This is a genomic window from Pseudovibrio sp. WM33 (genome assembly GCF_001623165.1).
Classification (GTDB): Bacteria; Pseudomonadota; Alphaproteobacteria; order Rhizobiales; family Stappiaceae; genus Pseudovibrio.
Genome location: NZ_LMCK01000012.1, coordinates 13,976 through 40,460, shown reverse-complemented (window position 1 = coordinate 40,460; position 26,485 = coordinate 13,976). Strand labels below are relative to the sequence as shown.

Genomic DNA, 26,485 nt, shown 5'->3' with positions numbered 1-26,485 from the left:
TAACTATAGGCGTGGACCACTTCAAAGGGGGAGGCTCAAGAAGCTGAGGAATAATAATTAATCGGCAAACCTTCTTTTGCGGCAGTGCAGACGTCATGCAACTATCATGTTTTGCGTTTAGTGCTCAATTGAAGTGAAGTGTCACCCCTCTCTTACCTTTGGTAATTGTATTTAAATGGCCTGCGCCTTTAAATAGGTCTTGCGAGCGGGTTGCAGCTTCTGTGATGGCCGCTTTTGTGGGGTGTAACAAAGGGCGAACGATGGAAGAGATTCTCGAAAAGCTGGAAGCTGCGATTGCACAGGAGGATTGGGCGGTAGCGGAAAAGTACATTCTTCTCATGCTGGAGGAGGATGAGACCAACCCGAGCCTTTGGTACAACCTTGGCCTTGTGCGCCGCCGTGCGGGCAACAATGTGCAGGCCCTTGAGAATTTCGAGAAGACACTGGACCTCAACCCGCAACACAAAGGCGCGATGTTTGAACGGGCTGCGGCTTGTCTGGACATGGAGGATTTCACCGCAGCGCTCAATGACTTTGCCGAGTTCACCGCCGCCTACCCTGATGATAGCGATGGTTTGCTGAACCTTGCCCGCATTGCACTGCACATGGAGGTTCCGGACCTGGCCCTGCAAGCCTTCCAAAAACGGGCTGAGCTGGAGAATGATGCTGAGAATATTCTTGGTGCAGCAGAAGCCATGCAGATGCAGGGCAATGATGAAGGCATCAACATGTTGCGACGATTGTTTGCCAACAATCCTCCTGTGCGTCCTGAATTGCTGAAAATTATGAGCCAAGGATCCTTCGGGCGCGTGCCATTGAACTCGAAAGCTGTGCTTCCATAAGACGGTCTATGACTGGCCTCTTAAGCTTCAACAGACCGTTTGGCACGGACAGATTTGCGGTAGTGGCCCGGTTCTGCCTGTAATTTACCTTGTGTGTCCAGATGGGTTTCAAATTCGTCTTCATCCATCGGAGCGCAATCCAGCTCCAACGCCTCTCGCTTGAATGGGAAAGCTTGTGCGATTGGAGTGCCTGCTTTTAGCGTGCCTTCGAATTTTGGGTCTTTCCAAAGCGCTGGAAAATGAACGAAGCCACCTTTGAAGCGGTCACAATCCACCACACCTGCCAGTGTTCTGAACGGCAGTTCCTCGCGGTTGAGCGGATGGGTGAAGAGCAGTGAGATGCCTTCAGGGGCCTCGATGCTCCAGAAGTTGTTGAGCTTGATGATGAAATCACCCGGATTCGTGCCCAGCGGAGCACCGGTTGCCTGTTCTGGCACATGCAGGCCGATGGGTGAGCGGGTTTGTTGTGCCTTAGGTGAGACTGGCTTTGGCCAGTGCCATGAGAACTCGCCGCCTTTCATCGTCACATCACAGGGCAGCTTGAAGAGGATGCCCGTTGAAAAGCCGTCGATGATTGGTGGGCAGTGTTTGAGCGTGCGCACCTGTTCGTTGCCCAGCAACTCACTTTCAGCCGTTGAAGGGATGTCTTTCAACCAGTCAGGCAGTGATGCCTTTGCTTCTACCGGCTCAGGAATATGTCCGTGAAGTTCTGGCAGGCAACGAAACTTGAGCTTCATGAAGGCTCCTAAATACGTCTCTTAATCTGAAATCCGGCGTCATCTTTCGGTAAAACGCCTTAGAGTTTCACGATGGCAGTTTTCAGCTTGTTCAGGCAGTAGGCCCATCCGGCGCTGGAGTTCATGGCACGCAGGTATTCCCGCCAGCCGTCTCCGTAGCGCTCGAAATGACTATGCACCAGTTTGAGCTGCGTTCCACCCTCAACATCTGAAAACTGAATTGTGACGATGCCAGCTTTTTGCGGGTCTTCAATCAGCAGGCGCTTGGGCGAGATCTGCCAAGCAAGGACAATCTTGCAGCCCTCCTCCAGCTCCTGAATGGTGCCCCAATGCAGGCGCCTGCCGTCTTCCACATCTTCAAAACACGAACCGCCCACCAGTGGCTCGATGCCGAGTACACCCTCAGGTGCAAACCTGTACTCTGCGGGCCACCAGGCGTCGATTTTCTCCAGAAAGCACGCATAGGCGCTTTGAGTTGATGCAGGCAGAAGCACCTCTGCCTTGCATAGTGAAAATTGCTCCAAGACGCCCGTTTCGCCTGATGTCATCGCATCCCCCAATTACACTCAACCGCGTCCCTTCCTACGGCGAGCCATCACGTAGACTGTAGCAGCAATTATCGTAATTGCTACAAAGAGAACACCGATGACATTGATGACAGGGGATATGCCAAACCGCATGCGCGCACCAATCTCCGTGACCAGTGTCCAGCTTGGGCCAATGGCAAAGAAGGTGGTGTTGTAGTTCTCAATAGACTGCAGGAACGAGATTGCAGCAGCTGTGAGAATGGTCGGCATGAGGAATGGCAGTGTGATCTTGCGGAACACAAAGAACGAGGAGGCTCCCAGATCCAACGCCGCTTCTTCCTGCACGATATCCTGCCGTTGCAGGCGTGCCATGAACATGAGCATGCAGTAGGAGGCGATGAAGCTGGACTGCGCAATAGTTGCGGTCAGCAGGCCACCTTCCACCCCGAAGGCATCCCGCCAGAAGATGAGCGTGGTTGCCCCCAGCACGATGCCCGGAGTGAGCATAGGCGACACCAGCACTGTGTAGAGGAATGTGGTGGCTTGGGATTGCAGGCGTGTGAGCAACAAAGCCCCAGCCAATCCAAGTGGGATTGAGATGACGATGACGCCCAGCGCGATAATCAGCGAATGCCATAACCCGTCTATGAAACGCTGATCCTCCGGCAGTGCACGAAACCAGTCCAGCGTGAAGCCTTGCCAGTCGATGACAGATGGAGTCGGTGATGCGTTGAAGGCTGCAATCACCATGAAGATCATGGGCAGGAACATGTAGGCGAAGAAGATCACCAGATAGCCATTGAGGATGGTGGCGGCCCAATCAATAGGAGATTTCACCTGTTCTTTCATGGCGCCGCTTTCAAGTGTTGTTGTTGTCATTTCGCGATGTCCCGAATGCCGACGCGGAAGACCCACATGTTGAACAGAATGAAGACAATACAGGCCACCAACAATGCCAGCGAATAAGCGGCGCCCTGGTTCCAGCTGTCGGCCTCAAAGAAACGGCGATAAATCACCTGAGAGAACCAGTCGGGGTGCAGGCCACGGCCCACAGCACTTGGAACGGCGATGGAACCCGCAGAGAGCATGAAGGTCATGATCGCGCCAACGGCAATACCGGGTTTGGCGTGCGGAAGAACCACGCGCCAATGAATACGCCATGTGGACGCGCCCAGATCCTTTGCCGCTTCGATCTGGTTTTTGTCGAGCGTATCAACCGTGTTGTAAATTGGGAAAACCATGAAGAGCACGTAGGCGTAGACCATTACGGTGAACACGGCACCATTGGAGGCAACAAAGCGGAAGCCTTCGCCAGCTTCCATGTTGATGATGCCCAGCAGGTCCAGCAAGCCGTTGAGCACGCCTTGCTTTTCCAGGATCATGATCCACGAGAAGATGCGCAGCAGCTCGTTGATTGCGTAGGGAATCAGAAGGCCAAGCATCAAGATTGCAAGCTTGTTACGGTTCGTGGTCATCGCAACGGCGTAGGCCACTGGATAGCACAGTGCAAACGCCAGAATGGTGACGCAGAGCGCGTAGATGATGGTGGCAAGGAAGATTTGGAAATGCACAGAACTCATCATGGTGAAGTTCTTGAGCGAATAAGAGGTATCCAAGCCGACAGCGTCTGTCGTGGATTTCTCAGTTATTTCCAGCGCAGCAATTTGGGCTTCCAGCTCGCCTTTTTGCGCGAGTAACGGTGCTTCTTCGGCCTCAATTTCAGCAAGGCTGCGGCTTACCGCGCTTGTGTTGCCTGGTGATGGTGCGCCAAACGGGTTCAGGCCTGATGTATCGTTTGCTTCTGGTACCGACGGCGTTCCGAATGGATTGAGGCCGGAGGTATCATCAGAGGGTGACTGTGTACCAAACGGATTGAGTGCGGAGGCACTGTCTTGCTGAGGAGCAGTGGACGTGCCAGCAATCAGATCTTCTTTTTCGGCCTGAAGCTCCACCAGTCTGGTGTTGATCTGGAACACGTCTTCATAGGCGCGGTCAATTTCCAACGCCAGCGTTGCTGCGGCTCCGCCCCTGTCTTCATAGGTGAAGGCGCGGTCGATCATGGACATTTGCGGCAGCACAATCAGCACCACAATCCAGATCGCAGCCAGGCCTATAAAAAGTGTGGTCAGGCCTTTGCCATAACTCTTGATCAGACTATTCACTGGCCAGCTCTCCCGGACGCATCACTACGGCATCTTGCGCAGCAAACCAGAGTTTCTGGTCAGCGCCCAGAGGCTGGTGGGTTTGCTCAACATTGGTCACGTGGATTGCAACAGGCTGATCCCCTGCCCGCATATGGAGGTTCACAAAAGGGCCTTCCATGTCTCGGCGCTCTAGAATTGCGGAGAGGCCGTTTTGCTGGCCCTGCTTTTCTTCCAGGGTCATTCGCTCAGGACGTACGAAAAGGATGGCCTCCTCTCCCTCATTCAATCCGTGTGCGTTCTGGCCAAAGAGCTTGCCTTGCGATGTTTCCAGAATTGCGAAGTCGCCTTCTTTGCCAATGACTTTGCCTTTGAAGATGTTCTGCTCACCCACAAAGCTTGCCACAAAGGGCGTTTTGGGGTGCGCGTAAATCTCGTCAGAGGTGGCAACCTGTTCCACCACGCCTTTGTTCATGACTGCAACACGGTCTGACATGGTCAGTGCTTCGCCCTGATCGTGTGTGATGTAGATGAAGGTTACACCCGTTTTACGCTGCAGGTCTTTCAACTCTGCGCGCATGTGCTGGCGGAGTTTGAGATCGAGTGCGGAGAGCGGTTCATCAAGCAGGAGCACGGAGGGCTCAACTGCAAGGGCGCGGGCAATAGCAACGCGCTGGCGCTGTCCGCCTGATAATGCAGTTGGCAGTTTGTCGCCCTGACCATCCAGCGCGACCAGAGACAAAAGCTCCTGCGCTTTTTCCTGCCGGGTCTTCTTTGCAATGCCGCGCGCTTCCAGACCGAAGGCAATGTTGTCTCGCACGCTCATGAGCGGAAACAACGCAAGGTTCTGAAAGATCAGAGCGGTTGGTCTGGCGTTTGCACGGATGCCGGACATGTCTTTCTCGCCGATCACGACACGGCCCTGTGAAGGGGTGAGAAAGCCGGAGATCATGCGCAAAATGGTTGTTTTGCCACAACCAGACGGGCCGAGGATGGAGAAAAACTCACCAGCGTTGATCTTAAGGTCAGTGGGCTGGACGGCGACGAAATCGCCAAATCTCATGGAGAGGTTTTCAAGAATTACATCATTGCCGTGCATGAAGTGCCTATTGCTTCGCTTCAATCTTTTAAAGATTGGAAATCTGGGTTTTCTGCGTGCCTGACACTTTGACCAGTGCACAGTCCTTGCTCACAAGGTGCGCAGTCTTGCTGCTGCATTTCTTAGGAGCGGATGTGCAAAGCGCGGCTGATGCCGCGCTTTGCTGCCAACGTCGTTATGCGTTGGTGATTTTGTCAACGTATTCCTGACGCAGCGGGGCGAACCACGGCGTATCTGCCGGGTACCACCACAGGTTCGCCAGCGTGTCGTTGTTGTAGATTTCCAGGAACTGCTTCTTGTAGGTTTCGCCAGCATGGTTTGCAGCGCCTACAACGGCTGAGTTGTAGCCGGTGTTTGAGCTGAACATGCCTGCCATTTGCGGATCAAGCATCGCATTGATGAAGGCGTAAGCCTGCTCTGTGTTGGCTGCACCGCTTGGAATGCCCATGGAGTCCATCCAGGTCATGCCACCTTCTTTTGGCATGCGGTACTTCCATTTCGCATCTTCACGGCTGAGCAGCAGACCCGTTGTGTCCCATGTCTGGCCGATAGACGCGCCAGCCTGTTTGAAGGCGTTTGTTGCTTCGGTTGCGTTGTTCCAGAACGCAGCAATGTTTGCTTTGCGCTCAATGATGAACTTGGCCACTTCGTCCCAAACGCGGCGGGCGTCTTCCTCGGTCTTGTAAACATCGAGCATACGGTCAGATTTCACTTTGCCGATTGCATCGAGGTATAGGCCGGTGCCGATCAGAGCGGATTTCTGGCGGAAGGCAGCCTTGCCTTTTGCTTCCGGTGCCCAGAGGGAACCAAAGGAAACTTCGTCGTTTGACAGCGGGAATACGGAGCTGTCGAAGGTGATTGCCTCTGTGCCCCAGTCGAATGGCAGCAGCATGCGCTTGCCGCGGTAGGTACCGCCCAGCTTTACGCTGTCGCGCAGCATGGAAGGCACAACAGCATCAACCTTGAGCTTGCTTTCATCAAGAGGAGCCAGCAGGTCATCCGGGTAATAGTTGGCGCCGTTGGTGATGGATGGGAAGATCACGTCAAAGCCCTTGCCGCCAGCTGCTTTCAGCTTCTGCTCAGCTTCATCGTTGGAGCCAAAAGTGGACAGGTTGATCTTGATGCCTGTGTCACCTTCAAACTTCTTGATCATGTTGTCCTGAACGTAATCGCCCCATGCGAACACATTCACCTGACCAGAAGATGCCAGCGCATCAGAGGCCTTCAAAATTGCAGGAGCGGCAATCGCAGCAGCGGAGGCTGCGGCAGTGCCTTTTAAAACTGAACGACGAGAGATAGACATTTACGGGCCCTCAAGAGACAAAGAATTCTTAATAGCAACCGAGGCGCGATACTTAGATTCGGCGCCCCTCCGGTTCCATCACCTAGGCAGCTAACTGCAACCTGTGACAGACCCATGACAATTTACGTATATTAACTTATGGAGCGTAGCTCATTATTAGCGGGCTAGGCAATATTGTATTTATATTTCTATAGGTTGACCTGAAATCTCTAGGTAATTTCAATCTGTTATTTATTTGGCAAACTAAAAAGGGAGCACCTTTTCAGGTACTCCCTTTCAATTGTCGAGACCTACAGGCTCTATCAGACGCTTGCGTGCGCTCTTTGCCGGCGACGCCGCATAACGACGCCATAATGCGGAGCAAACAACATGGCAAGCACCTGCTGCAGACCAGCGACAACCGCAATCATACCGGCTGCGGACACGGAGAATTCGTAGCCAAGCAAGCCCGGACCGAACGCTGCCAACAAGTAACCAAACAGGCCAGCGGACAGGGATGCGATGCCGGAGATGAAGAGCTGGACTTTCAGGTTATCTGTCAGCATACGAGCCGTTGCTGCGGGGCAGATAAACATAGCAATCACAAGGATAGACCCAACAGCTGTAAATGCAGCAACAGCAGCGATTGCCACCATGACAATGAGTGAAAGGCCAAGCCATTTAGGCGAGAAACCAAGGCTTGCTGAGAGCAACGGGTCAAAGCTGGAGATCTTCAACTCTTTGAAGAACAGCACGATAAACATAATCACCAGCATATTAACAACAAACAGCTGCTTGATGCTTTCGGGCAGGGTCATGAGCACCTGCCAGTTCCACAGGTCTGAGAGGGAATAGGCATCCAACCAGATTGCACTTTCTAGATTACCGTAGAGCGCGTGTTCCACATCCAGATGGACGCCAGCGGTTCCGGTTTGCTCTAGAATGACAACGCCTGCTGCGAACATGGTGGTGAACACTACACCCATAGCAGCCCCCGGCTCTACATTGCCGATACGCCGGATAAGCTCAATCAGGAGGACTGCGAAGATTGCTGCTCCCCCTGCTCCGAGCATCATGGCCCAGGAGCTGGTCTCATGGGTGAACAGGAAGCCGATCACGATGCCGGGCAGAACCACGTGGGAGATTGCATCGCCCATGAGTGCTTGCTTGCGCAGAACGAGGAAGTTGCCAAGAAGACCGCAGGCAAGTGCTGCCAGAGATCCAAGCAGGATGCTTGGGAGGTCAAATTGCAGGAAAATATCCATCAGACTGCTCCTCCTCTGGTTGTTTCACCGCCGCGCACAACATGCGGGCTTAGTTCCTGTTCCAACACTCTGACTGTATCAGCGGGTAAAACTTCTCCGATTGGCTTCAGAGACCAGTCTGCGAGTGCATGGGATTCTTCGGGATGTATTTCGCGGTAGAGGTTCCAGAGTTTCTGGTCCCGCTCAATGAGGCGAGCTTCAGACTGGCCTTTGACCGTCGGCTGGCCATCGCCGCCCATGAATCCGCCGCGGCGGAGGATGGAGCGAGTGAGAGGTTCCAGCACTGGTTCATCGTGTGCGATGGCAAGTAAGCCCTGACGCAAGTGCACGATGCGCTGGAAACGATAGTGCTTGAGCGCTGCTGCCAGAATGCCTCTGACAGGCGAGATCAGCAGGGAAACTACAAAGAAACTGAAGAGCACCAGCACGATCAAACCGCCTGTTGGCATGTTTGGTGCACTGGCTGAGAGAGCAGCTCCAATGTAGCTTCCCGAGGCGCCAATACCTGCTGCAATGGCAACCAACACCGGCACGCGGTCTGTCCAGAAACGGGCAGCCACAGGTGGGATGATTGCCAAAGCAATAATGAGAACGAGGCCTACTGTTTTAAGGCCGATCACCACAATGCCCAGTAAGAGCAGAAGCAGTGTGCGGTCCAGCCAGCGCACATTGTAGCCACAGGCCGCTGCAAAGCTTTCATCAAAGCAAAGTAGTGAGAATTCTTTCATACGCAGCACAACGGCAAGGCCAACGAGTGCTGCAGCCACTGAGATGGTCAGCGCCTCAGACTTGAGCATGCCGGAGGTTGCACCAAGCAGGAAGCCTTCCAGACCCGCCTGCCCTGCAATGGACATGGACTGGATGATCGTCAGCAGTACCATACCCACAGCAAAGAACGTGGAGAGCACGGTGCCGATGGCGGCATCTTCTGTCAGACGGGTGTGGGTTTTAATCCAATCCACGGCCAGAACGCCGATACCGGCAGAAAGGGCTGCGCCAAACAAGAGCACTGGCAGGGAGCGACCTGAGTCAAAGTAGACCTGTGCGATGATGAAGGCGAGCGCTACGCCGGGAAGTGTTGCATGGCTGACTGCATCGGAGATCAGTGTCCGCTTTCTGAGCAAAACAAAAACACCGATGGCACCACTGGCCGCGCCCAAAAGCGCTGCACCAATACAAACCAGTGCCGTGTTGTAGCCTGCTGACAAAGTAAGGGCGGCAAAGAAATGTTCCATGACGTTGCCTTACGCGTTTGAGGCTTCAGAGAGGCCATCCAGCTGAGTGCTGGCAAGACGTCCGCCATACGCTTTTTGCAGGTTTTCAGCGGTGAAGGTTGTTTCCACTGGGCCGTCTGCCACGTGCTGCCCATTGAGCAGCAGGATGTGGGAGTAGTAATCACGCACGGTTTCAAGATCGTGGTGCACCACAAGAACGGTCTTGCCATCTGCTACCAGTTGGCGGAGCACTGCCACGATTGCTTTTTCTGTTGCAGCATCCACACCAGCGAACGGTTCGTCCATGAGATAGACTTCAGAATTCTGCGCCAATGCTCTTGCAAGGAACACTCGCTGCTGCTGACCACCAGAGAGCTGACCGATCTGTCGGTTTGCAAAATCCTGCATGCCAACAGACTTCAGGCAGTCCATCGCCTTTTGGCGGTGTTTGCGGGATGGCCAGCGGAACCAACCGATTTGGCCGTAAAGGCCCATCAACACAACATCGATGGCGGTTGCCGGAAAATCCCAATCCACGGCAGAACGCTGCGGAACGTAGGCGATGCGCTTGAGGGCCTTTTCGATTGGTGCGCCAAACACTTTGGTGTCACCAGAGAGTTTCGGGATCAGGCCAAGAGCTGCTTTCAAGAATGTAGACTTACCAGCGCCATTGGGGCCGATGATGGCGGTCAGGCATCCCTTTGGAGCAGAGTACGATACACCCCAAAGCACAGGTTTGTGGTGGTAAGCAACCGTCATGCCCTGCACTGTGAACGGCAGGTCTTGCGGGTTCACAGTTTTCGAGCTTTCGGTATCGTGCAACAAGTGCAGACCGGAGGAACTTCTATCATGCATCTTAGTGACCTGCTCCAAGCTTACCCTGCATACCCTGTGCTGGTGCTTCACCGCCCAGAGCGCGTGTAATCGAGGTCATGTTGTGGTCGATCATACCGATATACGTTCCTTCATAGGTATTGGACTGGCCCATCGCATCTGAGAAGAGCTCGCCGCCGACCTCGACCTTGTGGCCTTTGGCTGCTGCACCTTCGACCAGCGCACGTACGTTTCGCTCTGATACTGACGATTCAACAAACACTGCTGTGACTTTGCGGTCGACGAGAAGGTCAACCAGTGTCTCAATCCTCTGCAAACCAGCTTCTGAGTTGGTGGAGATGCCCTGAATGCCAACCACTTCCAGATTGAAGTCGCGACCAAGATAGGTGAAGGCATCGTGCGCGGTTACAAGAACACGGCGCTCTTGAGGTACTGTCTGGAGAATCTTATCGCCATAATCTGCGAGCTTCTGCACCTGTGCCAGATAGGCTGCTGCGTTGTCGCGATAGTCCTGCTCGTTTTCAGGGTCCATGGAGACGAAGGCTTCGGTCACACCATTGATCGCACCTTGCCAAAGGGTTGGGCTCATCCAGACGTGCGGGTCATAGCGACCAGTATACGCGGTTGAACCTTCAAGCTTGGCAGAGTCGATGGTTTCACCGATGAAGAAGACAGGCTTACGTTTTTGTAGCTTCAACAGCAGATCTTCCATCTGCGCTTCCAGAAACAGACCGTTTGCGAAAATTGCATCTGCACGACCCAGTTTCACCACATCAGAGCGGGTTTGACGATAAGAGTGAGGATCGATGCCGGTTCCCATCAGCGCTTCAACGGTAACATTGTCTCCACCAACTGCACGCACAGCGTCGGCGACCATGCCGACTGTTGCAACTGCATTGATCGGAGTTTTTGCAAATGCTGCTGACAGGCCAGAGAGACCTGCAAAAATCATGACTGTTACTGCAAGCACAGCAGCTTTTAAGTAGCGCATAAAATCCAACTTTCTAAAACGACTTGAGCAAATTTTCACGCTCATCATCTTGCACAGTTTTCGGACCCGGCCTCGTTGTTCTCAGCCAACATCTTCGCCCTGAGCTCTTTAAATAAAGATACCATTAGAATTTCTGCAGGCATCCTGTTTCTTCCGGCAGTCTAGTTGCAACTCATTCTTAATTGCAATAAAAAAATGAAGCTTTTCGAAAATTGGTGTTTTGCGTCGTTTGCGATGGAAAGCGCGGCGTGAGCAGAAAGTCGACCATCAATCAGGCCTAGTTGCCATTGCCTCTTATTTGCCAAAGGCTTATTTATGGAGGCAATGGGAGAGACCTGACATGAGCAAGATGGACTTCAATCGCGAATTTGATGCACGACATGGTGAGCTTGTTGCAATCACCGATGAGCTGTCGCGCGTAACCTGCAATAACCCGAGTGCCCTAACGTTTGCAGGAACTAACACTTTCCTTGTTGGTAAAAACGAGGTTGTTGTCATCGATCCGGGCCCGATGGATCTGGAGCATCTGGACGCGTTGATGAAGACCATTGATGGCCGACCGGTAAAAGGTATTCTCGTCAGCCACACTCATGTGGATCACTCCCCTCTTGCAGGCCCTTTGAAGGAAAAGACAGGCGCTCCCGTGATGGGGTGCGGACCTCACAAACGAGCTGTTTCGTTTGCTGACATGGCCGAAACGCCCATGGATGCGAGCTCTCAAAAGGACTTTGCGCCGGATGAAGAGCTGAAGGATGGTGCCAAAATCTCTGTTGATGGCGTGACAATTGAAGTGGTTGCGACGCCGGGTCACACAGAGAATCACCTGTCTTTCGCCCTTCCTGAGCAAGGTGTGATGCTGCCCGGTGATCACGTGATGGCCTGGTCCACGACCATTGTGGCGCCTCCAGACGGGTCCATGAACGCCTACATGAAGTCGCTGGACAAGCTCATAGCGCGCAGTGAAACTCGCTATTTCCCGTCCCATGGCGGCGAAGTGAACAACCCGAAGGTCTTTCTTCCTCAGTTAAAGCAGCATCGCCAGATGCGCTCCGATGCTATCCTTGAACGTTTGCACGCTGGGGATGATGACGTCATGACCATGGTGAAAGCCATTTACACGGATGTGGACCCAAAGCTTCATGGCGCAGCGGCGCTCAATGTTCTTGCACAACTGGATGATCTCATCGCGCAAGGGGTTGTCTTGTGCAATGGTAAGGTTACACTCTCCGCAAAATTCACGTTGCGTGAGCTGACTTAGCTCAGCTTACACACTGTCAGGACACCCCAGAGAAACCGATCTCTCCAACATTTAGAGACGTAATGACCAGTATTTTTGACCAGAAGATCGATCGCAGAAACACTCATTCCCTGAAGTGGGATGAGATGGAAAGTCGCTATGGCATCAGTCCTGATGACGGTTTGCCGATGTGGGTTGCTGATATGGACTTCCGCCCGCCACAAGCCGTGAATGACATGGTTGCCCGCGCTGCGGAGCACGGGATCAACGGCTACTACGGCAATGATGCGCCTTACAAGGAAGCTGTCATTTCCTGGATGAAGCGACGTCACCAGTTCGATGTATCTGCAGACTGGATCACCACTGTACCGGGAGTTGTTGCTGGTTACTCCATGGCTATTCAGGCGTTTTCTGAGGAAGGCGATGGCGTCCTGGTGTTCTCACCAGTTTACCACGCGTTTGGCCGCGCCGTGCGCGACAACAACCGCCGCCTTGTAGAAAGCCAGCTGATTGAGCGTGATGGCGCTTATTACATGGACTTTGACAATCTGGCCGATCAGATTGATGAACGCACCAAGATCCTGCTGCTGTGCAGCCCTCACAACCCGGGTGGTCGTGTTTGGACTGCAGAGGAGCTGACCCGCATTTGCGAGTTCTGTCTTGAGCACAACATCCTGATCATCTCTGATGAGATCCACCACGACCTTATTCTGGATGGATCCAAGCATGTGGTGACCTCGACCTTGTCTGAGGCGATTGCAGAGCGGACGATTACATTCACATCTGCTTCCAAGACCTTCAATCTGGCTGGATTTGCGACGGCTGCGTGCATCATCAGCAACAAAGAGCTGCGCGACAAAATCCGCAAGGTCTTTACAGCTTGTGGAGTTCACGCCACCCCGCTTGGCTCACAGGCCACGACTGAGGCTTACAACCATGGCGATGAGTGGCTAACAGAAGCTTGCGACTATATTGCGGCCAATCAGGAGCTGCTGATCGAAGGGCTGGAAGCTGCTATTCCCGGCGCTAAAGTGATGCGCATGGCAAGCACTTATTTGCAGTGGGTCGACTTCAAAGAAGTAGACCTGCCGTTTGATGAGATTGTGACGCGTATCCAGAAGCAGGCAAAGGTCGCCGTCAACATCGGCAGCACGTTTGGAAAAGGCGGAGAAACGTTCCTGCGATTCAATCTGGCCTGCCCAAAATCAACTGTCGAAGAGGCTATCAAACGTTTGGAAGATGTTTTTGCAGATCTTCGCATCCAAGCAAACGCCTGATTTCAAAGCAATATTTTGAGTTATCAAAGATACGCCCGTTTCTGGGCGTATTTTTTTGTGAGGTCGTGACAATTATCACACACATATGCTATTAAATGAGTCATATTGAATTCATAGAGTTCAACGGCTTCCCCGGCTTCAGAACTCTCAGAGTTTCGCGATAGCCTTAAAGCGGTACTCGTTGTTCACGCAAGCTTTCATAACCAGTGCTTCCCCGGCGCTGGTTATGTCGTTTCTGGGCCTGCTTTTATCTCGAGACCACACTCCCCAAAACAACAGCTGATCTTATGAGAGATACTCGCGATTTATTGCGCAGGCTTTTGTGATGGGATTGGCGCGGCGCCACGCTCTTTCAACATGGATGCAATTGAAGGTGGCAGCTCTAATGGCGCTTCCAGCAACGGTACGCTCTCAGAGATTTTTAGCTGAGCCGGTTGCTCGGCCTCGTCCTGCAAGACCAGCTCAGGCTCTTCAACCCGGGCTGTGATGCCGTAGTTTTGCAAGAGCACTTTATCCAGGCTTGCCAGAAACCCTCTGATACGGCGGGCGTTGGTGCCAAAGTCATGACTGCCGAAGCGGGACGCAGAGCGGATGTCCAAAAGTGTACCGACCCTATCAGGCTGGATGCGAATGGCGACATCATCCTTCAAAGAAAAGTATGGCATACGCGCTTCCATGAGCAAGTAGGTGGGCTCATCCGGGAAACCTGCGGGCAGTTCGTAAATCACCTTCCACCCCATGCTGGAGGCGACGTTGGAAACAGCGTTGTGCAACTCTGGTGGAGGCAAGCGGAACCGGCGCGGGACGATGTCAGGATAGCTGGCCTTTTGCATGAGCTGCTTGTCCTGCTCAATTTCATCATCAATGCGATCACCAGCGATTAGCGCAGGTGGCTCATCCATATCCGTTGAGACATCGTTGAGCGGCGGAAACAGATAGAGCCCCAATGTCGCGACAAGTAGTGGGGCAAGCACGATGGCACCATAGAAAGTGCCCAAGAAACTGTTGCCGAACCCTTTGCCGCCGTTGTTCCACAAATCAACCACGGCCATGGCAGCCAGAGCAATTGCGGCAGCGCCCATGAAAAAGCCAATTACAAAGAGAACGAGCAGCACTTCTGTATTGAACAACTCGAAGTAATGACCGGCAACGGAGATAATGAGGAACGGGATCGCAATTGCGCCAATGCGACGACTGCGCAGGGCAGTGCGAGAATGTTTCGAGGGCAATTGCAGGGTCATTCTATCCCACTCTCTTCAATCTGCAGCTCAGAGTTCAACTTAACCGTTCGGCATGAAGGTTACAGCTCTTTACTTTACGATACCAGATAGTAGCAGTTCAGAATTACCGAGGGTTGAATACTGCCATTATTTTCGCGCAGATTTTGAGAGAGGGGAATTGCGGCAGATGAACCGCCGCATTCGGGAGCCGATACTAAGCAGCAGCGCCCTCTCCTGCCGCCTTTAGGCCAACCAGGTTCACAAGATCAGTCAGGCTGTCGAGCAGGTGGTCACAGTGATCCTTCAGCTCTTCAGCAGTCAGCGCGCCAGTTGTTACGCCAACCCGCACCATGCCTGCGTTTTGGGCTGCATGCATGTCGTGAAGGCTGTCACCCACCATGGCGATGTGCTGAGGCTCGATACCTGTGTGCTCTGCAAACCCGAAGAGCTGGCCCGGCTCCGGCTTTTCACCATGACCACTGTCATAGCCCACAACGAAGGTGAAGTAGTCGAGAATACCAAGGCGCTTCAGCTGGGCTATGGCACTTGCTTCTGTACCATTCGTTGCCAGACCAATCGGCAAACCAGCAGCTGCCAGGGCTTTGATAGATGATGCTGTGTCATCAAATGCTGCAACACAGTCTGCAGCATGGTCCAGAATAAGGTCTTCAATACGGTCCAGGAACGCGCGGTTGAACTCAACACCAAGATGATTGGCCCATGGTTCGCTGTAACCGCTTGGCGGATTGGTCAGAATAGGGCTGCCCGGTTCGCAGGCACAGCTGGCGTAATCAAACTTCACGAGATGACCCAGTTCAGTAGCCAGCTTCAGATTTCCATCTGCCAGATCCATCAGAACATGTTGGAGCACCGTGCCCCATGTCCTATTGAAATCAATGAGAGTTCCATCGCGATCAAACAGTACGGCGCGCACGTTCATTGTCATTTTCCTTCAGCGCATTTGACGGCTTATATGGGAGACCGTCTTCGGGAGATTACCCGAGCAAAATAGTTCTTATGCAAGCGGCTCAATCTACGCACTTATACAGAGTATTACGAGCACCAATCACTATGAGCGATGCTAATCAATCAGCCACAAGCTTCTTGGCACACTAAATACACAGTTTTTTGTCAGTTTCGCAGTCAGGGAAATCGCGGCCAAATGTCACTCAAAATAGCCTGATACATTAATGGTTTAGTCGCGATAATTTTAACTAGCTCACAACCTGATATCCTATCCTTTTGTATAATAATAATAATTTCCAGAAAGGCCGCTGAGCAATTAGTTAACGTCATGTTTCATGCATTCAAATTGCTGAGTTTATTGGGAAATTCCCCCCTCGAAATTAGATTGGCTTTTTTAGTTTTTTTGGCGCTAACATATTCATGCCCGATTTGAGTATCACTCCTGCATATGAGCTGACGCTTATATCGGGTTATCCGGCTACTCATTCCGGATAAGCATCGCGATTTCTGCAACACAACTTGTCCCAAGGGGACGGACTAAAATGGCCTTCGGAACGACTGAGCAACAAAAGAAAAACGCTAAACCTGATCTGGACAAACTTTATCGTCCAGTGGGCATTCAGGCTGTCAATGCTGCGAACTGCTGTAACGGCAAGCAGAAAGAGGCATATCAGCCTAAGGTTCAGGAAGAATATCCTCTTCCGACGGACTGATGCGTCAGGGCTACAAATCAGAGATTCCAGCTTGTTTTTCAAGAACTGAATTGCTTGATTATGTATTCCAATCACATTGATGACTGCTTCAATGCGTAAGCCACGCCTTATTAGGGCATGGCTTTACAGAGACTTGATGGCTGAACGGGCGTCTGGTTATCTGAACAAAGAAGGCGACCCGCAGGATTGCGAGCCGCCTTATTTCTTGCCGAGCCTGTAGAAGCATCAACTGTTATGTCTTCTGCATGACGATCCCGCAGCCCTGCCCCATATCTAATTTTGCTTTCAATAGCGGCTCATGTTCTGGCGCTGATAAATGACCAAGCACACCATGTTTGTAATGCGCTCTGCCTTCATCTGAAATGCATTATGGATACAGACGTACCTTATCCCACTGGTCTTCTGCACTGTCTCTTTTGAAGACAAATCTGTCATGCAGGCGGAAGGCACGATCGTGCCAGAATTCGATTTCCAATGGTTGCAAAATGCAACCGCTCCAATACCCAGGACGCGGAATATCACCAACAGCATATTTAGCAGCGTATTTGGCAACTTCTTTTTCAAGCGCGAAGCGGCTTTCCAATGGGCGGGATTGTTTGGACGCCCACGCACCAATGCGGCTTTTTCGTGGCCGTGAGTTGTAGTATTCGTCGGCCTGGTCTTCAGTTACGTGGATAACATTGCCACGTACCCGGACTTGCCTGCGCAAGCTTTTCCAGTGAAAACACAAAGCAACCTTAGGGTGAGCAAGAATTTCGCGGCCTTTTGTGCTTTCAAAGTTTGTATAAAACACAAAACCCTGTGGACTGTAACCTTTAAGGAGTAACATCCGTACATTGGGCATGCCATTCTCATCTACAGTCGCAACTGACATGGCATTAGGATCATTGGGCTCGCTCTTTTCTGCAAGCGCAAGCCATTCACCAAATAGTTGAAAAGGAACCTCTACGCTTTCAGAGTAACTATTTGTAAACTTTTCTTCCAGATTTTGGATGTCACCATTCATAGTTAATAGTCCCTTTAGGATCCTCACACTGTGGATGAACCGGAATTCGTTAAAACAACGGATTCAACCTGAGGCTCTAGTAGTAATATGGCAGTTTTGTATAGCAAGAAAACCCGTTTACGCCAGTCGTGTTTTGTCTCGGCTGCGCTCTTGCTGACACTTCCTGCCTGCACTCAAATGTCCATATCTGTGAACAACAGTGAGTATCAAGAACCTCTGAACCTGACAGAGACAGTTGATACCAAGCAAAAGGTCGCGGATAGCGAGATTCATCGCACCGACCGTACGGTTATTACGAATACCATTGAGGAAGCTCTGAACGAGAACGGGCAAACCAAGCACCGGTTTGCCCCTATGGCCTGGACTAATCCTGTCAGCGGCAATAGCGGCACAATCACCTCTCTCATGTCTGTTGATAAAACAGAAAGCATTGCGGGTTGCACCGATTTTGTGACCAGCGCGAACACTGTTGGCGGCGTCAGAGCCTATCAGGGGCGCAGCTGCCCTGATACCAATCATAAAATGAAGATTGTCCAACTTGCTCCGTTCCAAACAGATGCAACGGTCACAGAATAACTCTTCCTCGCTTCAGTTTCGCAAATGCGATGTAGCCTACTAGATTAAAACCACTGAAATACTCACGTCTGATTAGCTAAGTTCGGCTACGGCTGCTTGCGCCTCATCGAACTCAAGGTTATGTAATGGGTGAGTAATAAACTGCCCTTATTTCAATTTGATGGATGACGATGAGAGATCCCTATTCTGTTCTTGGTGTTAGCAAAAATGCCAGTGAGGCAGAGATCAAGAAAGCGTTTCGCAAACTGGCCAAACAGTTCCACCCAGACCAGAATGCAGACAATCCAAAGGCTAAGGAGCGCTTCTCTGAAGCGAACCAAGCCTATGAAGTTTTGGGCGACAAAGATAAGCGCGGACAGTTTGATCGCGGTGAGATAGACGCGGAAGGCAAACCGAAATTTTATGGCGGCCCGGGTGGTGGCGGTGGCTTCGAAGGTTTCCGTAATTCAGGACGTCGTGGTGGTTTCCGGTTTGAGCAGGGCTTTGGCGAAGGCCACGGCGGTGCCGGCGGACCTCAGGATGCTGGTGGTTTTGACGATATCCTAAATGATATTCTTGGTGGCTTTGGCGGCGGCAAACGCCGCAGCGCAGGCGGTGGAGAATCTCATTTCCATGCTGGCCCTACCAAGGGAGCTGATGCCAACCTGATTGCACGGGTGACACTTGAAGACCTTGCCCACCATGGCAAGGTTCAGGTGAAACTGCCAAGCGGTAAGACTGTGAATGTAAAAATTCCGGCTGGTACGCAGAGCGGCGACAAGATCCGCCTGAAAGGGCAAGGTTTTGCTTCTGCCAAGAGTGGTCAGGCTGGTGATGCACTGGTAGAAGTTCGTATTTCCACACACAAGCTCTTCAAAGTGGATGGAGAAGATATTCGTGTAGATGTCCCCCTCACCCTTTATGAAGCCGTTCTTGGTGGGAAAGTACGCATTCCAACTCTCAGCGGCGCGGTTAACCTGACAATCCCTGCAAATACCAGCAGCGGAAAGACCATGCGGCTGAAAGGCAAGGGCCTGCCGAAGAAAGAAGGTGGCCACGGCGACCTTCTTGTTGGGCTTGAAATTGTCCTGCCAGAACAGACAGATGAAGAACTTGAAAATCTGATGCGCGCCTGGAAAGAAGTGAAGCCGTATTCGGCACGCGGTCCCGAGTTCGACTAATCATTACCAATGATAAAGGCGGGTTACCCCGCCTTTTATTTTGCCATGCTTTGAATCTCTCAGAAGCAGAGTGCCTCAACGATCAAAGCTAAGCTTCGATTGCAGCCAGGCTGACTGGCGCTACACTGTCATCGGGAACAAAGAAATCTGGCTGCAGATTCACTTTCGGATTCACGCGGTACTTGTCAAAATCGATCATACCGTTTTCCGCCAGCAATGTATCATCAATGAAGAAGTTGCCAGTGGTTTCTGCTGCCGGTTTTGTGAAGATCAGATGTGCAGCATCTGCCAGAATGTCTGGCGTCCTGCTTGCCTGAACCATCATATCACCACCAAGCAGATTCTGAACAGCAGCCGTGGCAATGGTCGTGCGCGGCCAAAGGGCGTTTACAGCAATCTTCTTAGAGCGCAGTTCTCCGGCAAGTCCCAGTACAACAAGGCTCATGCCGTACTTGGCAATGGAGTACGGTGTATGGTTCTTAAACCACTTCTCCTGCATATCCAGCGGTGGAGAAAGCATCATGATATGCGGATTTTCCGCTTCTTTCAGATACGGGATCGCTAGTTTAGAGCAGAGCAAAGTGCCGCGCGTGTTGATCTGGTGCATCAGGTCAAAACGCTTCATATCGATTTTCTGAACCGGTGTCAGGTTGATCGCACTGGCATTGTTGACCACAATATCGATACCGCCGAACTTTTCAGCAGCCGCCTTCATTGCATTCTCAACGCTCTCTTCGCTTCGCACATCAACCACGAGCGGGAGCGCCTGACCTCCGGCATCCTCAATCTCTTTGGCCGCTGTGTAGATCGTCCCTTCTAGCTTAGGATGCGGTTCTGCCGTTTTTGCAGCGATCACAATGTTCGCGCCATCTTGTGCTGCTCGCTTGCCAATCGCGAGGCCAATTCCACGAGATGCACCGGTAATGAACAGTGTTTTACCCTTCAGACTTCCCATGTTTTCCCCAATTTCCTGAATTGAGATGCGGCGATAAACACCGCATCTGAACGAGTTAAGCTTTGCTCATGAACTTCATGAAGGCTTCGCGAGCCTCATCAGATTTAAGCAGCTCAGCAAAGAGACCGATTTCCTCAAAAATGCGCTTTTCAAGCGGCTCACGCTTGCCACGCAGCAGCTCTCTGGAAATGCGCAGGGCGTTTTGAGGCTTGGACGCTACCTTCTGCGCTATTGCAAGCACGCGGCCCTCAAGCTCAGCAGGGGATACCACGTGATTTACGAAGCCCGCTTCCTTAGCCATCTCAGCAGTGAAGCTTTCACCCAGAGCCAGCATTTCGAACGCTTTGTGGTAGCCCATTGTCTCTGGGCCGATCAGCGTTGAGCCTGCTTCAGGAATGATGCCGAGATCGGTGAACGGTGTTTTGAAGAGCGCATTTTCTGTCGCAAACACCATATCGAAGTGGAACAGCATGGTGGTGCCTACGCCGATGGCAGGTCCATCGATGCCCGCGATGACAGGTCTGGACGGATCATGGAGTGCGCCGAGGAATTTGCCAACACCGCCAGCTTCCAAGCCTTCGCCTGACATTGCGGCCTTGAGGAAGTCTGCAATATCATTACCCGCGGTGAAGACACCCGGACGGCCAAGCATGACATGGCAGCGGATGCTTTCGTCTTCTGTCTTCAGCGCATCTGCCATATCCATGTACATGGCTTGAGTCAGTGCATTTTTCTTTTCTACGCGATCCATGCGGATGATCTGGACTGCGCCGTCCCGTTCAATACTGATCATGTGTCCCTCCCAAACTGATTGGTGAGGCCAGTTCCGCCTCACCCTTTAAATACGATTGACTGCCTCTTGGATCAGGCAAGTTCAGCAGCGTCGAATGCAAGGATTGCTTCAGCTGCACGTGTTACGTCGTCTTTCAGAGGAGCGCTCTCACCCAAAACAGTTTCTGCAAAACTGCGCGCCATCAGGTAGCGCGGCTTCTTCAGCGTCTCTAGTGCATCCTTGGATGCCAGAGCACCTTTTGCCAGTAAGCCAGCGCCCAAAGTGATGCCTGCCAAACGCAGATATGGTGTCGCACCTGCAAGCGCTTCCGGGATTTTCCCGTCAGCCTGTGCGCTCAACATCCATTCGGTGGCGGTTTCCAGATCAGCAACAGCTGCATCCAGCTTGGCACCAAGATCACCCAGTTCACCGGTATTGTCTGCGTTTACACTTGCAGCGATCTCTTTGATCTCAGCGATGAGGCTGCGGACCTGATCACCACCAGACATTGGCAGCTTGCGCATCACTAGATCGATGGACTGAATGCCGTTGGTGCCTTCATAGATCGGAGCGATGCGCGCATCACGCAGATGTTGGGCTGCGCCGGTTTCTTCAATGAAGCCCATGCCGCCGTGGATCTGGATGCCAAGAGAGGCAACATCGACACCAAAGTCGGTGGAGAGCGCTTTTGCGATTGGTGTGAGCAAGCCAGCACGCTCTGACCAGAACTTCTTTTGATCTGCATCCGGCGCAACTTTTGCCATGTCCAGTGCATGTGCGCAGGCATAACAGATTGCGCGGGCGACCTGTGTCTGCGACTTCATGGAGAGAAGGGTGCGTTTAATATCCGGATGAACTGCGATCGGATCCATACCATCGGTCTTAGATCCGATACCGCGGCCCTGCTTGCGATCCAGTGAGAACGCCAGAGACTCCTGGAAGGCACGCTCTGCGATGCCGAGACCCTGCACACCCACTGCAAGGCGGGCGTTGTTCATCATGGTGAACATGCAGGCGAGGCCTCTATTTTCTTCGCCGATGAGCCAACCGATTGCACCGCCCTTATCGCCAAAAGACATGGTGCAGGTTGGAGAGCCGTGGATACCGAGCTTGTGCTCCACACCAGCTACGGTCACGTCATTCTTCTCGCCAAGGCTGCCATCGTCATTGACGAAATACTTTGGCACTGCAAACAGTGAGATGCCACGTGTTCCAGCAGGCGCGTCCGGCAAGCGAGCCAGTACCAGATGGACCACGTTGTCTGTCATGTCATGGTCACCATAAGTGATGAAGATCTTCTGGCCAGAGATTTTGTAGGACCCGTCTCCCACAGGCTCTGCTTTGGCACGCAGGGCGTTCAGGTCTGAGCCTGCTTGTGGTTCAGTCAGGTTCATTGTGCCTGTCCACTCGCCACTGGTGAGCTTTTCGAGGTACTTTGCCTTAAGTTCCGGGGAACCATGCTTCTCGATAGCCTCTACAGCACCTGTGGTGAGTGTTGGGCACAAGGTAAAAGCCATGCTGCCCGCATTCCACATTTCGAACACGGCGACGTGGAGCATGTTTGGAAGGCCCTGCCCTCCGTACTCCGGATCACCTGTCAGCGCGCTCCAGCCGCCCTGACGCCAACTGGTGTAGGCCTCTTTCCAGCCCGGAGAGGTTTTGACGCTTCCATCGATCAATTGTGCCGGATTTTCATCTCCAACCCTATTGAGAGGCGCGATCTCTTCCTCTGCAAACTTTGCGGCCTCGCCCAGAATAGCTTCGATCAAATCGTCAGAAAGCTCTTCCTGTCCCGGCTGCGCCTGAAGCTGTCCTAAACCTGCTACTTCTTTCAGCGTGAATACAATTTCACTCAGTGGTGCACGATACATTTTGTTTTCCTCCCCTTCTAAGGCCGCCTGCCTTTCATATAGGGCCAGCAAACCGTCTTAGAGATGTATTTATGCGTAGTCCGCACCGACAGCTGGCGGCCACTCCTCGGAAATACGCGTATATTTGCGCATACTCTCATCCGAAAACCGACGCTCACGTCTCGGGAATACGCTATAGCGACTTGACGAATTGGCTTTTGCCCATCAAAAGGCCGCTACAGAATTTTTCCTGTTTGGGACAGTAGTGTGATTAACCTATACGTCAAGCGTCCCTTAGAGGCAGGTAGCCCCCTACATTCGTCTTAGTAAGAAAGAAAAGGTATGAAACTCTGGCGCTTACACCCATCTGACACCCAGTTGGAAGACACGCAAATTTTCCAGGATATTTGCGATGCGCTGAGCGATGGAAAACTCGTCGCGATACCTACTGAGACGGTATATGGACTGGCTGCAGATGCAACCAATGGCAAAGCCTGTGCGGGTATATATGAGGCGAAAGGTCGTCCAAGTTTCAACCCCTTAATTTCTCATATAGACAGTCTGGAAGCAGCACAAACCCACGCTTTTTTTGATGACCGCGCTCTCAAACTGGCCGAAGCCTTCTGGCCGGGACCGTTGACTCTTGTGTTGCCGAAGCGGCCAACCAGCCCGGTCTCTGATCTTGCTGTGGCAGGTCTTGAGACAATCGCACTTCGGGTGCCTCGCTCCGAGGTGATGCGGGCATTGTGCAAGCATACCGGGCGCCCGCTGGCCGCACCTTCGGCCAACCTTTCCGGGCGGATCAGCGGCACGACCGCAGAAGATGTTATCAACGATCTTAAAGATCACTTGTCTTACCTCATCGATTCCGGGGCGACCTCTGTAGGGGTTGAATCAACAATCGTCTCGCTTGTGGGGGACCGTCCAACACTTCTGCGACCGGGTGGTCTGGCCCGTGAAGACATTGAAGCTGTGCTTGGTGAAACATTGGTGCGTGCAGGAACAGACGACAGCGCCCCAATGGCACCCGGGATGCTGACATCCCACTACGCTCCCAACTCCCACATTCGCCTGAATGCAGAGGATGTGGCGGAAGGGGAAGCGTTGATTACCTTTGGTGCTAATCTGCCCAAAGGCTCCGATAAAGCTGCCAAGCTGGTTCCTCTCAGCGACTCAGAAGATCTGACCGAGGCTGCTGCACGCTTGTTTACTGCATTGCGTCAGGCCGACCTTGGAGAAGACGGAAAAATTGCAGTCATGCCAATCCCTCATCATGGACTGGGGGAAGCTATTAATGACCGGCTCGCCCGTGCTGCTGCTCCCCGCGATTAAACGCTGTTCAGAACGCTGAAAACAGGCCGCGCCTTGCCTTCTTCTTTGTATTTTCCCAAGACCTCTCTGCCGCAACCCGTTGAGAGCACAGGATAACTACCCCTGAATACTTTGGGCTTATTGTAGAATTCCTTGTATTTATGCAACACCTAAAGAATAGGTGTTAACCTTTTCTCTTTCCGCTCAGTATGAATTCAAGGAGCGGGGGAATAATCAGCGTGCAAATTTAAAGAATTGGCCCAATATTACAGTCATGTATTTCTTAGAGATGCAGCGGACCTCCCCCACGAGCAACACAGATTGCTCGCACCTTTAATCCGGGGTTGCGTGTTATACACGCACTCCGGATTTTTCTTGTCTTACTCACGGGACAGCTGGGCATTCCACGCAGGCATAACCACTGAGATTTATCGGCACCTCATCCCAATTACCGAGATAAACTGGAGGGGTGTACAATTGACAGACTGCTCGGCAATGTGGACTTGTATATGAAATTCGCCCAATTTTTCACAGGATTGGATTTAGGTGCCATCACACTAGAGTAAGTGTGCTTACTTCACGCTCCAACTTCGCTACTGGAACGAGCTCTAACATTGGCTGTGTACCTGACTTCATTTTTAACGGGTTCAATATCTTGAGTACTTTGCTGCTGCACCATCAGGCTTTTTTAAATCATCTTACTCCGCTTGGTCATCCAGAACGCCCCGACCGTTTGCGGGCTATTGATCGTATGCTGGAGAACGAAAGGTTCTTCATGCTGGATCGCGATATCGCGCCATTCGGAACGTTTCAGGATATTGCCCGGGTTCACAGCTCTGACTACATCAACTCCATCCACAACATGAATCCTGAAGAGGGGCTCATCGATTTTGCGCCAGACACCAATCTGTCTCCGGGCAGCTGGGAGGCGGCGATGCGAGCTGTGGGTGGCTCTACACGCTGTGTGGATGAGGTGATGAGTAAACGCGTTTCCAACGCTTTTGCAGCATGCCGACCTCCAGGACACCATGCAGAGTCAGCTCTTACCTCTGGTTTTTGCCTGTTTAACAATGCCGCAATTGCAGCCCGCTACGCACAGGACGTTTATGGGCTTGAGCGTGTGGCGATCATGGATTTTGACGTTCACCACGGAAACGGCACTCAGGAAATCTTCTGGAACGACCCAACAGTGATGTACACCTCCACTCACCAGATGCCGCTGTTTCCGGGCACCGGTGCAGTGAATGAAACGGGTGAGCACAATAACATTGTCAACGCCCCACTCACGGCAGGCGATGATGGAACCCAGTTCCGTGAAGCCCTCGATTACGCGATTTTGCCGCGCATCCGTGAATTCTCACCGGATCTGATCATTATCTCCGCAGGTTTTGATGCTCATGAGCGTGATCCACTTGGCGGCCTGCGCCTCACAGAGCTGGACTTTGCGTGGGCGACCCGCAAACTCATCGAAATTGCGGATGATTGCTGTCAGGGACGTGTCGTTTCGCTTTTAGAAGGTGGGTATGATCTGGAAGGTCTTGCGCGATCTGCCGCCGCTCATGTAATGACATTGATGGATTACTAATTGGGAGTGCGCCTACTCCCGACTGAGCGAGGACAGTTTGGTGACAGAAGAAGCAGCCGGTTCCATTGAAAACCTTTCCTTTGAGCAAGCATTAGCTGAGCTGGAAACCATTGTTCGCAATCTGGAGCAAGGCAACGTGCCTCTGGAAAAGAGCATTGAGCTTTATGCTCGAGGTGAAGCCTTGCGTGAGAAGTGCGATGGCTTGCTCAAAGCTGCTGAAGAGAAGGTAGAGAAAATCCAGATGAACACATCTGGAAACGCAGTTGGCACAGAAGCGCTAGACGACCAATAAATTCAGCTAATATGGAATTGAAATTCTAGTCCCAAACACAATAACTAGAATTTCCTCTCTAGTACACGCGTTCGTTTTTTCAACAGACCCCGCCTTGAGCGGGGTTTTTGTTTGCACCAGAATCATCAGGAACGCCGCTTTACTTAAATGATAAAAATTCCGTGATAATTTATTATTTAGCCTACTAAATAAAATTGGACAAAAACTATTGAGCATATAACACACCTGTTATTCTAGTGAGCCGATAAGTTTTAATTGGAACAATACTTAACCGGAGATATTTCACAGAATATTATTTCAAGACAGAGAATACAAAGCACTGGATAGATCGTATAACCGACCGGACGGTCTAGTTTAAATCGACAAGTATTCTTCATTTATCGCCGGATATTGGTATAGGCAAAAAAAAGGGGGCTACGAAAACCGTAGCCCCAAGTCGATCACTGTGCACGTGGCCCCATCGACCACACATTCGACATAGGACGTTTCGTCGCAGATTGCATCACCCCATGGGGTGACAAAAGCGCAATTAATACTAGCAAATGAAAAAAAATACGTTCTCATCCCCTATTGACACAGGTTTTGAAGAGGCATCCCTACAAAAGGACCTAGCATAAACGATCAATTATTCAT

26 protein-coding genes are annotated in these 26,485 nt (G+C 52.0%); 10 read left to right on the top strand and 16 right to left on the bottom strand.

What is annotated here, in order from left to right; all coding sequences use genetic code 11:
- The first annotated feature begins 260 nt into the window (after nucleotides 1-260).
- Nucleotides 261-842: a tetratricopeptide repeat protein gene (locus tag PsWM33_RS02845; RefSeq protein ID WP_063299153.1), complete on the top strand. Its 582-nt coding sequence runs from the start codon at nucleotides 261-263 to the stop codon at nucleotides 840-842.
- Between the two features lie 20 nt (nucleotides 843-862).
- Here PsWM33_RS02845 and PsWM33_RS02840 read toward each other — a convergent pair whose 3' ends face one another.
- From PsWM33_RS02840 to PsWM33_RS02795, 10 genes are all read right to left on the bottom strand, one after another.
- Nucleotides 863-1,579: a hypothetical protein gene (locus PsWM33_RS02840; RefSeq protein ID WP_063299152.1), complete on the bottom strand. Its 717-nt coding sequence runs from the start codon at nucleotides 1,577-1,579 to the stop codon at nucleotides 863-865.
- A gap of 59 nt (nucleotides 1,580-1,638) precedes the next feature.
- Nucleotides 1,639-2,127 carry an SRPBCC family protein gene (locus tag PsWM33_RS02835; protein WP_063287294.1) on the bottom strand — a complete coding sequence of 163 codons (489 nt, stop codon included), beginning with the start codon at nucleotides 2,125-2,127 and terminating at the stop codon, nucleotides 1,639-1,641.
- Between the two features lie 18 nt (nucleotides 2,128-2,145).
- Nucleotides 2,146-2,985 (bottom strand): ABC transporter permease, encoded by an 840-nt coding sequence (locus PsWM33_RS02830; protein ID WP_063287293.1) that lies wholly within the window; start codon nucleotides 2,983-2,985, stop codon nucleotides 2,146-2,148.
- Entirely contained in the window at nucleotides 2,982-4,268 is a 1,287-nt protein-coding gene (locus PsWM33_RS28295; RefSeq protein ID WP_063299151.1) for an ABC transporter permease subunit, read from the bottom strand. The genes PsWM33_RS02830 and PsWM33_RS28295 overlap by 4 nt, the downstream gene beginning before the upstream one ends.
- Nucleotides 4,261-5,346: an ABC transporter ATP-binding protein gene (locus tag PsWM33_RS02820; protein ID WP_063299150.1), complete on the bottom strand. Its 1,086-nt coding sequence runs from the start codon at nucleotides 5,344-5,346 to the stop codon at nucleotides 4,261-4,263. Before PsWM33_RS02820 ends, PsWM33_RS28295 begins: the two co-directional genes overlap by 8 nt.
- A 175-nt stretch (nucleotides 5,347-5,521) precedes the next feature.
- Nucleotides 5,522-6,649 (bottom strand): extracellular solute-binding protein, encoded by a 1,128-nt coding sequence (locus PsWM33_RS02815; protein ID WP_063299149.1) that lies wholly within the window; start codon nucleotides 6,647-6,649, stop codon nucleotides 5,522-5,524.
- Between the two features lie 302 nt (nucleotides 6,650-6,951).
- The gene (locus tag PsWM33_RS02810; RefSeq protein WP_063299148.1) at nucleotides 6,952-7,893 is read right to left on the bottom strand and encodes a metal ABC transporter permease; all 942 of its coding nucleotides are present in this window, start codon (nucleotides 7,891-7,893) and stop codon (nucleotides 6,952-6,954) included.
- Nucleotides 7,893-9,128, bottom strand: coding sequence for a metal ABC transporter permease (locus PsWM33_RS02805; RefSeq protein WP_063299147.1), 1,236 nt, complete (start codon nucleotides 9,126-9,128; stop codon nucleotides 7,893-7,895). Before PsWM33_RS02805 ends, PsWM33_RS02810 begins: the two co-directional genes overlap by 1 nt.
- Nucleotides 9,129-9,137: 9 nt before the next feature.
- Nucleotides 9,138-9,962 (bottom strand): metal ABC transporter ATP-binding protein, encoded by an 825-nt coding sequence (locus PsWM33_RS02800; protein ID WP_063299146.1) that lies wholly within the window; start codon nucleotides 9,960-9,962, stop codon nucleotides 9,138-9,140.
- A 1-nt stretch (nucleotide 9,963) separates the two neighbouring features.
- Complete coding sequence (locus PsWM33_RS02795) at nucleotides 9,964-10,932, bottom strand: metal ABC transporter solute-binding protein, Zn/Mn family (protein WP_063299145.1); 969 nt, start codon at nucleotides 10,930-10,932, stop codon at nucleotides 9,964-9,966.
- A 340-nt stretch (nucleotides 10,933-11,272) separates the two neighbouring features.
- Between PsWM33_RS02795 and PsWM33_RS02790 the strand changes: the two genes are divergently transcribed.
- Nucleotides 11,273-12,190 carry an MBL fold metallo-hydrolase gene (locus tag PsWM33_RS02790; protein ID WP_063299144.1) on the top strand — a complete coding sequence of 306 codons (918 nt, stop codon included), beginning with the start codon at nucleotides 11,273-11,275 and terminating at the stop codon, nucleotides 12,188-12,190.
- Between the two features lie 62 nt (nucleotides 12,191-12,252).
- Nucleotides 12,253-13,446: a MalY/PatB family protein gene (locus tag PsWM33_RS02785; RefSeq protein WP_063299143.1), complete on the top strand. Its 1,194-nt coding sequence runs from the start codon at nucleotides 12,253-12,255 to the stop codon at nucleotides 13,444-13,446.
- A gap of 305 nt (nucleotides 13,447-13,751) precedes the next feature.
- Here PsWM33_RS02785 and PsWM33_RS02780 read toward each other — a convergent pair whose 3' ends face one another.
- Both PsWM33_RS02780 and PsWM33_RS02775 read right to left on the bottom strand, forming a co-directional pair.
- Nucleotides 13,752-14,687: a DUF1499 domain-containing protein gene (locus tag PsWM33_RS02780; RefSeq protein WP_063299142.1), complete on the bottom strand. Its 936-nt coding sequence runs from the start codon at nucleotides 14,685-14,687 to the stop codon at nucleotides 13,752-13,754.
- 193 nt (nucleotides 14,688-14,880) lie between these two features.
- Entirely contained in the window at nucleotides 14,881-15,606 is a 726-nt protein-coding gene (locus PsWM33_RS02775; RefSeq protein ID WP_208994361.1) for an HAD family hydrolase, read from the bottom strand.
- A gap of 568 nt (nucleotides 15,607-16,174) precedes the next feature.
- Here PsWM33_RS02775 and PsWM33_RS27275 point away from each other — a divergent pair.
- Together PsWM33_RS27275 and PsWM33_RS28610 are read left to right on the top strand one after the other, a co-directional pair.
- Nucleotides 16,175-16,345 (top strand): hypothetical protein, encoded by a 171-nt coding sequence (locus tag PsWM33_RS27275; protein WP_167550269.1) that lies wholly within the window; start codon nucleotides 16,175-16,177, stop codon nucleotides 16,343-16,345.
- A 91-nt stretch (nucleotides 16,346-16,436) separates the two neighbouring features.
- The gene (locus PsWM33_RS28610; protein ID WP_275078543.1) at nucleotides 16,437-16,565 is read left to right on the top strand and encodes a hypothetical protein; all 129 of its coding nucleotides are present in this window, start codon (nucleotides 16,437-16,439) and stop codon (nucleotides 16,563-16,565) included.
- Between the two features lie 147 nt (nucleotides 16,566-16,712).
- On the opposite strand, the gene pdxH is transcribed toward PsWM33_RS28610, so the two are convergent.
- The gene (pdxH, locus tag PsWM33_RS02770; RefSeq protein WP_373456179.1) at nucleotides 16,713-17,339 is read right to left on the bottom strand and encodes a pyridoxamine 5'-phosphate oxidase; all 627 of its coding nucleotides are present in this window, start codon (nucleotides 17,337-17,339) and stop codon (nucleotides 16,713-16,715) included.
- 189 nt (nucleotides 17,340-17,528) lie between these two features.
- Between pdxH and PsWM33_RS02765 the strand changes: the two genes are divergently transcribed.
- Together PsWM33_RS02765 and PsWM33_RS02760 are read left to right on the top strand one after the other, a co-directional pair.
- Nucleotides 17,529-17,927, top strand: a complete 399-nt coding sequence (locus tag PsWM33_RS02765) for an RT0821/Lpp0805 family surface protein (RefSeq protein ID WP_244276646.1) — start codon at nucleotides 17,529-17,531, stop codon at nucleotides 17,925-17,927.
- A gap of 170 nt (nucleotides 17,928-18,097) precedes the next feature.
- On the top strand, nucleotides 18,098-19,087 hold the full coding sequence (locus PsWM33_RS02760) for a DnaJ C-terminal domain-containing protein (RefSeq protein WP_063299155.1): 990 nt from the start codon (nucleotides 18,098-18,100) through the stop codon (nucleotides 19,085-19,087).
- 88 nt (nucleotides 19,088-19,175) lie between these two features.
- On the opposite strand, the gene PsWM33_RS02755 is transcribed toward PsWM33_RS02760, so the two are convergent.
- The 3 genes from PsWM33_RS02755 to PsWM33_RS02745 form a co-directional block, all read right to left on the bottom strand.
- On the bottom strand, nucleotides 19,176-20,042 hold the full coding sequence (locus tag PsWM33_RS02755) for an SDR family oxidoreductase (protein WP_063299139.1): 867 nt from the start codon (nucleotides 20,040-20,042) through the stop codon (nucleotides 19,176-19,178).
- Nucleotides 20,043-20,097: 55 nt separating this feature from the next.
- Complete coding sequence (locus tag PsWM33_RS02750; RefSeq protein ID WP_063299138.1) at nucleotides 20,098-20,835, bottom strand: crotonase/enoyl-CoA hydratase family protein; 738 nt, start codon at nucleotides 20,833-20,835, stop codon at nucleotides 20,098-20,100.
- Between the two features lie 71 nt (nucleotides 20,836-20,906).
- Nucleotides 20,907-22,685: an acyl-CoA dehydrogenase gene (locus tag PsWM33_RS02745; protein ID WP_063299137.1), complete on the bottom strand. Its 1,779-nt coding sequence runs from the start codon at nucleotides 22,683-22,685 to the stop codon at nucleotides 20,907-20,909.
- Nucleotides 22,686-23,006: 321 nt separating this feature from the next.
- Here PsWM33_RS02745 and PsWM33_RS02740 point away from each other — a divergent pair, with 321 nt between their 5' ends.
- The 3 genes from PsWM33_RS02740 (at nucleotide 23,007) to PsWM33_RS02730 (ending at nucleotide 25,852) form a co-directional block, all read left to right on the top strand.
- A complete protein-coding gene (locus PsWM33_RS02740) occupies nucleotides 23,007-23,996 on the top strand; it encodes an L-threonylcarbamoyladenylate synthase (RefSeq protein ID WP_063299136.1) in 990 nt (329 codons plus the stop codon).
- A 643-nt stretch (nucleotides 23,997-24,639) separates the two neighbouring features.
- Nucleotides 24,640-25,560, top strand: a complete 921-nt coding sequence (locus tag PsWM33_RS02735; RefSeq protein WP_057465023.1) for a histone deacetylase family protein — start codon at nucleotides 24,640-24,642, stop codon at nucleotides 25,558-25,560.
- Between the two features lie 37 nt (nucleotides 25,561-25,597).
- A complete protein-coding gene (locus PsWM33_RS02730) occupies nucleotides 25,598-25,852 on the top strand; it encodes an exodeoxyribonuclease VII small subunit (RefSeq protein ID WP_208860096.1) in 255 nt (84 codons plus the stop codon).
- Nucleotides 25,853-26,485 lie beyond the last annotated feature (633 nt).

What these genes read in the sequence shown, in the direction of transcription:
- PsWM33_RS02845 (WP_063299153.1), top strand. Translation starts at nt 261, where the DNA reads ATGGAAGAGATTCTCGAAAAGCTGGAAGCTGCGATTGCACAGGAGGAT.
- PsWM33_RS02840 (WP_063299152.1), bottom strand. Translation starts at nt 1,579, where the DNA reads ATGAAGCTCAAGTTTCGTTGCCTGCCAGAACTTCACGGACATATTCCT.
- PsWM33_RS02835 (WP_063287294.1), bottom strand. Translation starts at nt 2,127, where the DNA reads ATGACATCAGGCGAAACGGGCGTCTTGGAGCAATTTTCACTATGCAAG.
- PsWM33_RS02830 (WP_063287293.1), bottom strand. Translation starts at nt 2,985, where the DNA reads ATGACAACAACAACACTTGAAAGCGGCGCCATGAAAGAACAGGTGAAA.
- PsWM33_RS02820 (WP_063299150.1), bottom strand. Translation starts at nt 5,346, where the DNA reads ATGCACGGCAATGATGTAATTCTTGAAAACCTCTCCATGAGATTTGGC.
- PsWM33_RS02815 (WP_063299149.1), bottom strand. Translation starts at nt 6,649, where the DNA reads ATGTCTATCTCTCGTCGTTCAGTTTTAAAAGGCACTGCCGCAGCCTCC.
- PsWM33_RS02810 (WP_063299148.1), bottom strand. Translation starts at nt 7,893, where the DNA reads ATGGATATTTTCCTGCAATTTGACCTCCCAAGCATCCTGCTTGGATCT.
- PsWM33_RS02805 (WP_063299147.1), bottom strand. Translation starts at nt 9,128, where the DNA reads ATGGAACATTTCTTTGCCGCCCTTACTTTGTCAGCAGGCTACAACACG.
- PsWM33_RS02800 (WP_063299146.1), bottom strand. Translation starts at nt 9,962, where the DNA reads ATGCATGATAGAAGTTCCTCCGGTCTGCACTTGTTGCACGATACCGAA.
- PsWM33_RS02795 (WP_063299145.1), bottom strand. Translation starts at nt 10,932, where the DNA reads ATGCGCTACTTAAAAGCTGCTGTGCTTGCAGTAACAGTCATGATTTTT.
- PsWM33_RS02790 (WP_063299144.1), top strand. Translation starts at nt 11,273, where the DNA reads ATGAGCAAGATGGACTTCAATCGCGAATTTGATGCACGACATGGTGAG.
- PsWM33_RS02785 (WP_063299143.1), top strand. Translation starts at nt 12,253, where the DNA reads ATGACCAGTATTTTTGACCAGAAGATCGATCGCAGAAACACTCATTCC.
- PsWM33_RS02780 (WP_063299142.1), bottom strand. Translation starts at nt 14,687, where the DNA reads ATGACCCTGCAATTGCCCTCGAAACATTCTCGCACTGCCCTGCGCAGT.
- PsWM33_RS02775 (WP_208994361.1), bottom strand. Translation starts at nt 15,606, where the DNA reads ATGAACGTGCGCGCCGTACTGTTTGATCGCGATGGAACTCTCATTGAT.
- PsWM33_RS27275 (WP_167550269.1), top strand. Translation starts at nt 16,175, where the DNA reads ATGGCCTTCGGAACGACTGAGCAACAAAAGAAAAACGCTAAACCTGAT.
- PsWM33_RS28610 (WP_275078543.1), top strand. Translation starts at nt 16,437, where the DNA reads ATGCGTAAGCCACGCCTTATTAGGGCATGGCTTTACAGAGACTTGATG.
- PsWM33_RS02765 (WP_244276646.1), top strand. Translation starts at nt 17,529, where the DNA reads ATGTCCATATCTGTGAACAACAGTGAGTATCAAGAACCTCTGAACCTG.
- PsWM33_RS02760 (WP_063299155.1), top strand. Translation starts at nt 18,098, where the DNA reads ATGAGAGATCCCTATTCTGTTCTTGGTGTTAGCAAAAATGCCAGTGAG.
- PsWM33_RS02755 (WP_063299139.1), bottom strand. Translation starts at nt 20,042, where the DNA reads ATGGGAAGTCTGAAGGGTAAAACACTGTTCATTACCGGTGCATCTCGT.
- PsWM33_RS02750 (WP_063299138.1), bottom strand. Translation starts at nt 20,835, where the DNA reads ATGATCAGTATTGAACGGGACGGCGCAGTCCAGATCATCCGCATGGAT.
- PsWM33_RS02745 (WP_063299137.1), bottom strand. Translation starts at nt 22,685, where the DNA reads ATGTATCGTGCACCACTGAGTGAAATTGTATTCACGCTGAAAGAAGTA.
- PsWM33_RS02740 (WP_063299136.1), top strand. Translation starts at nt 23,007, where the DNA reads ATGAAACTCTGGCGCTTACACCCATCTGACACCCAGTTGGAAGACACG.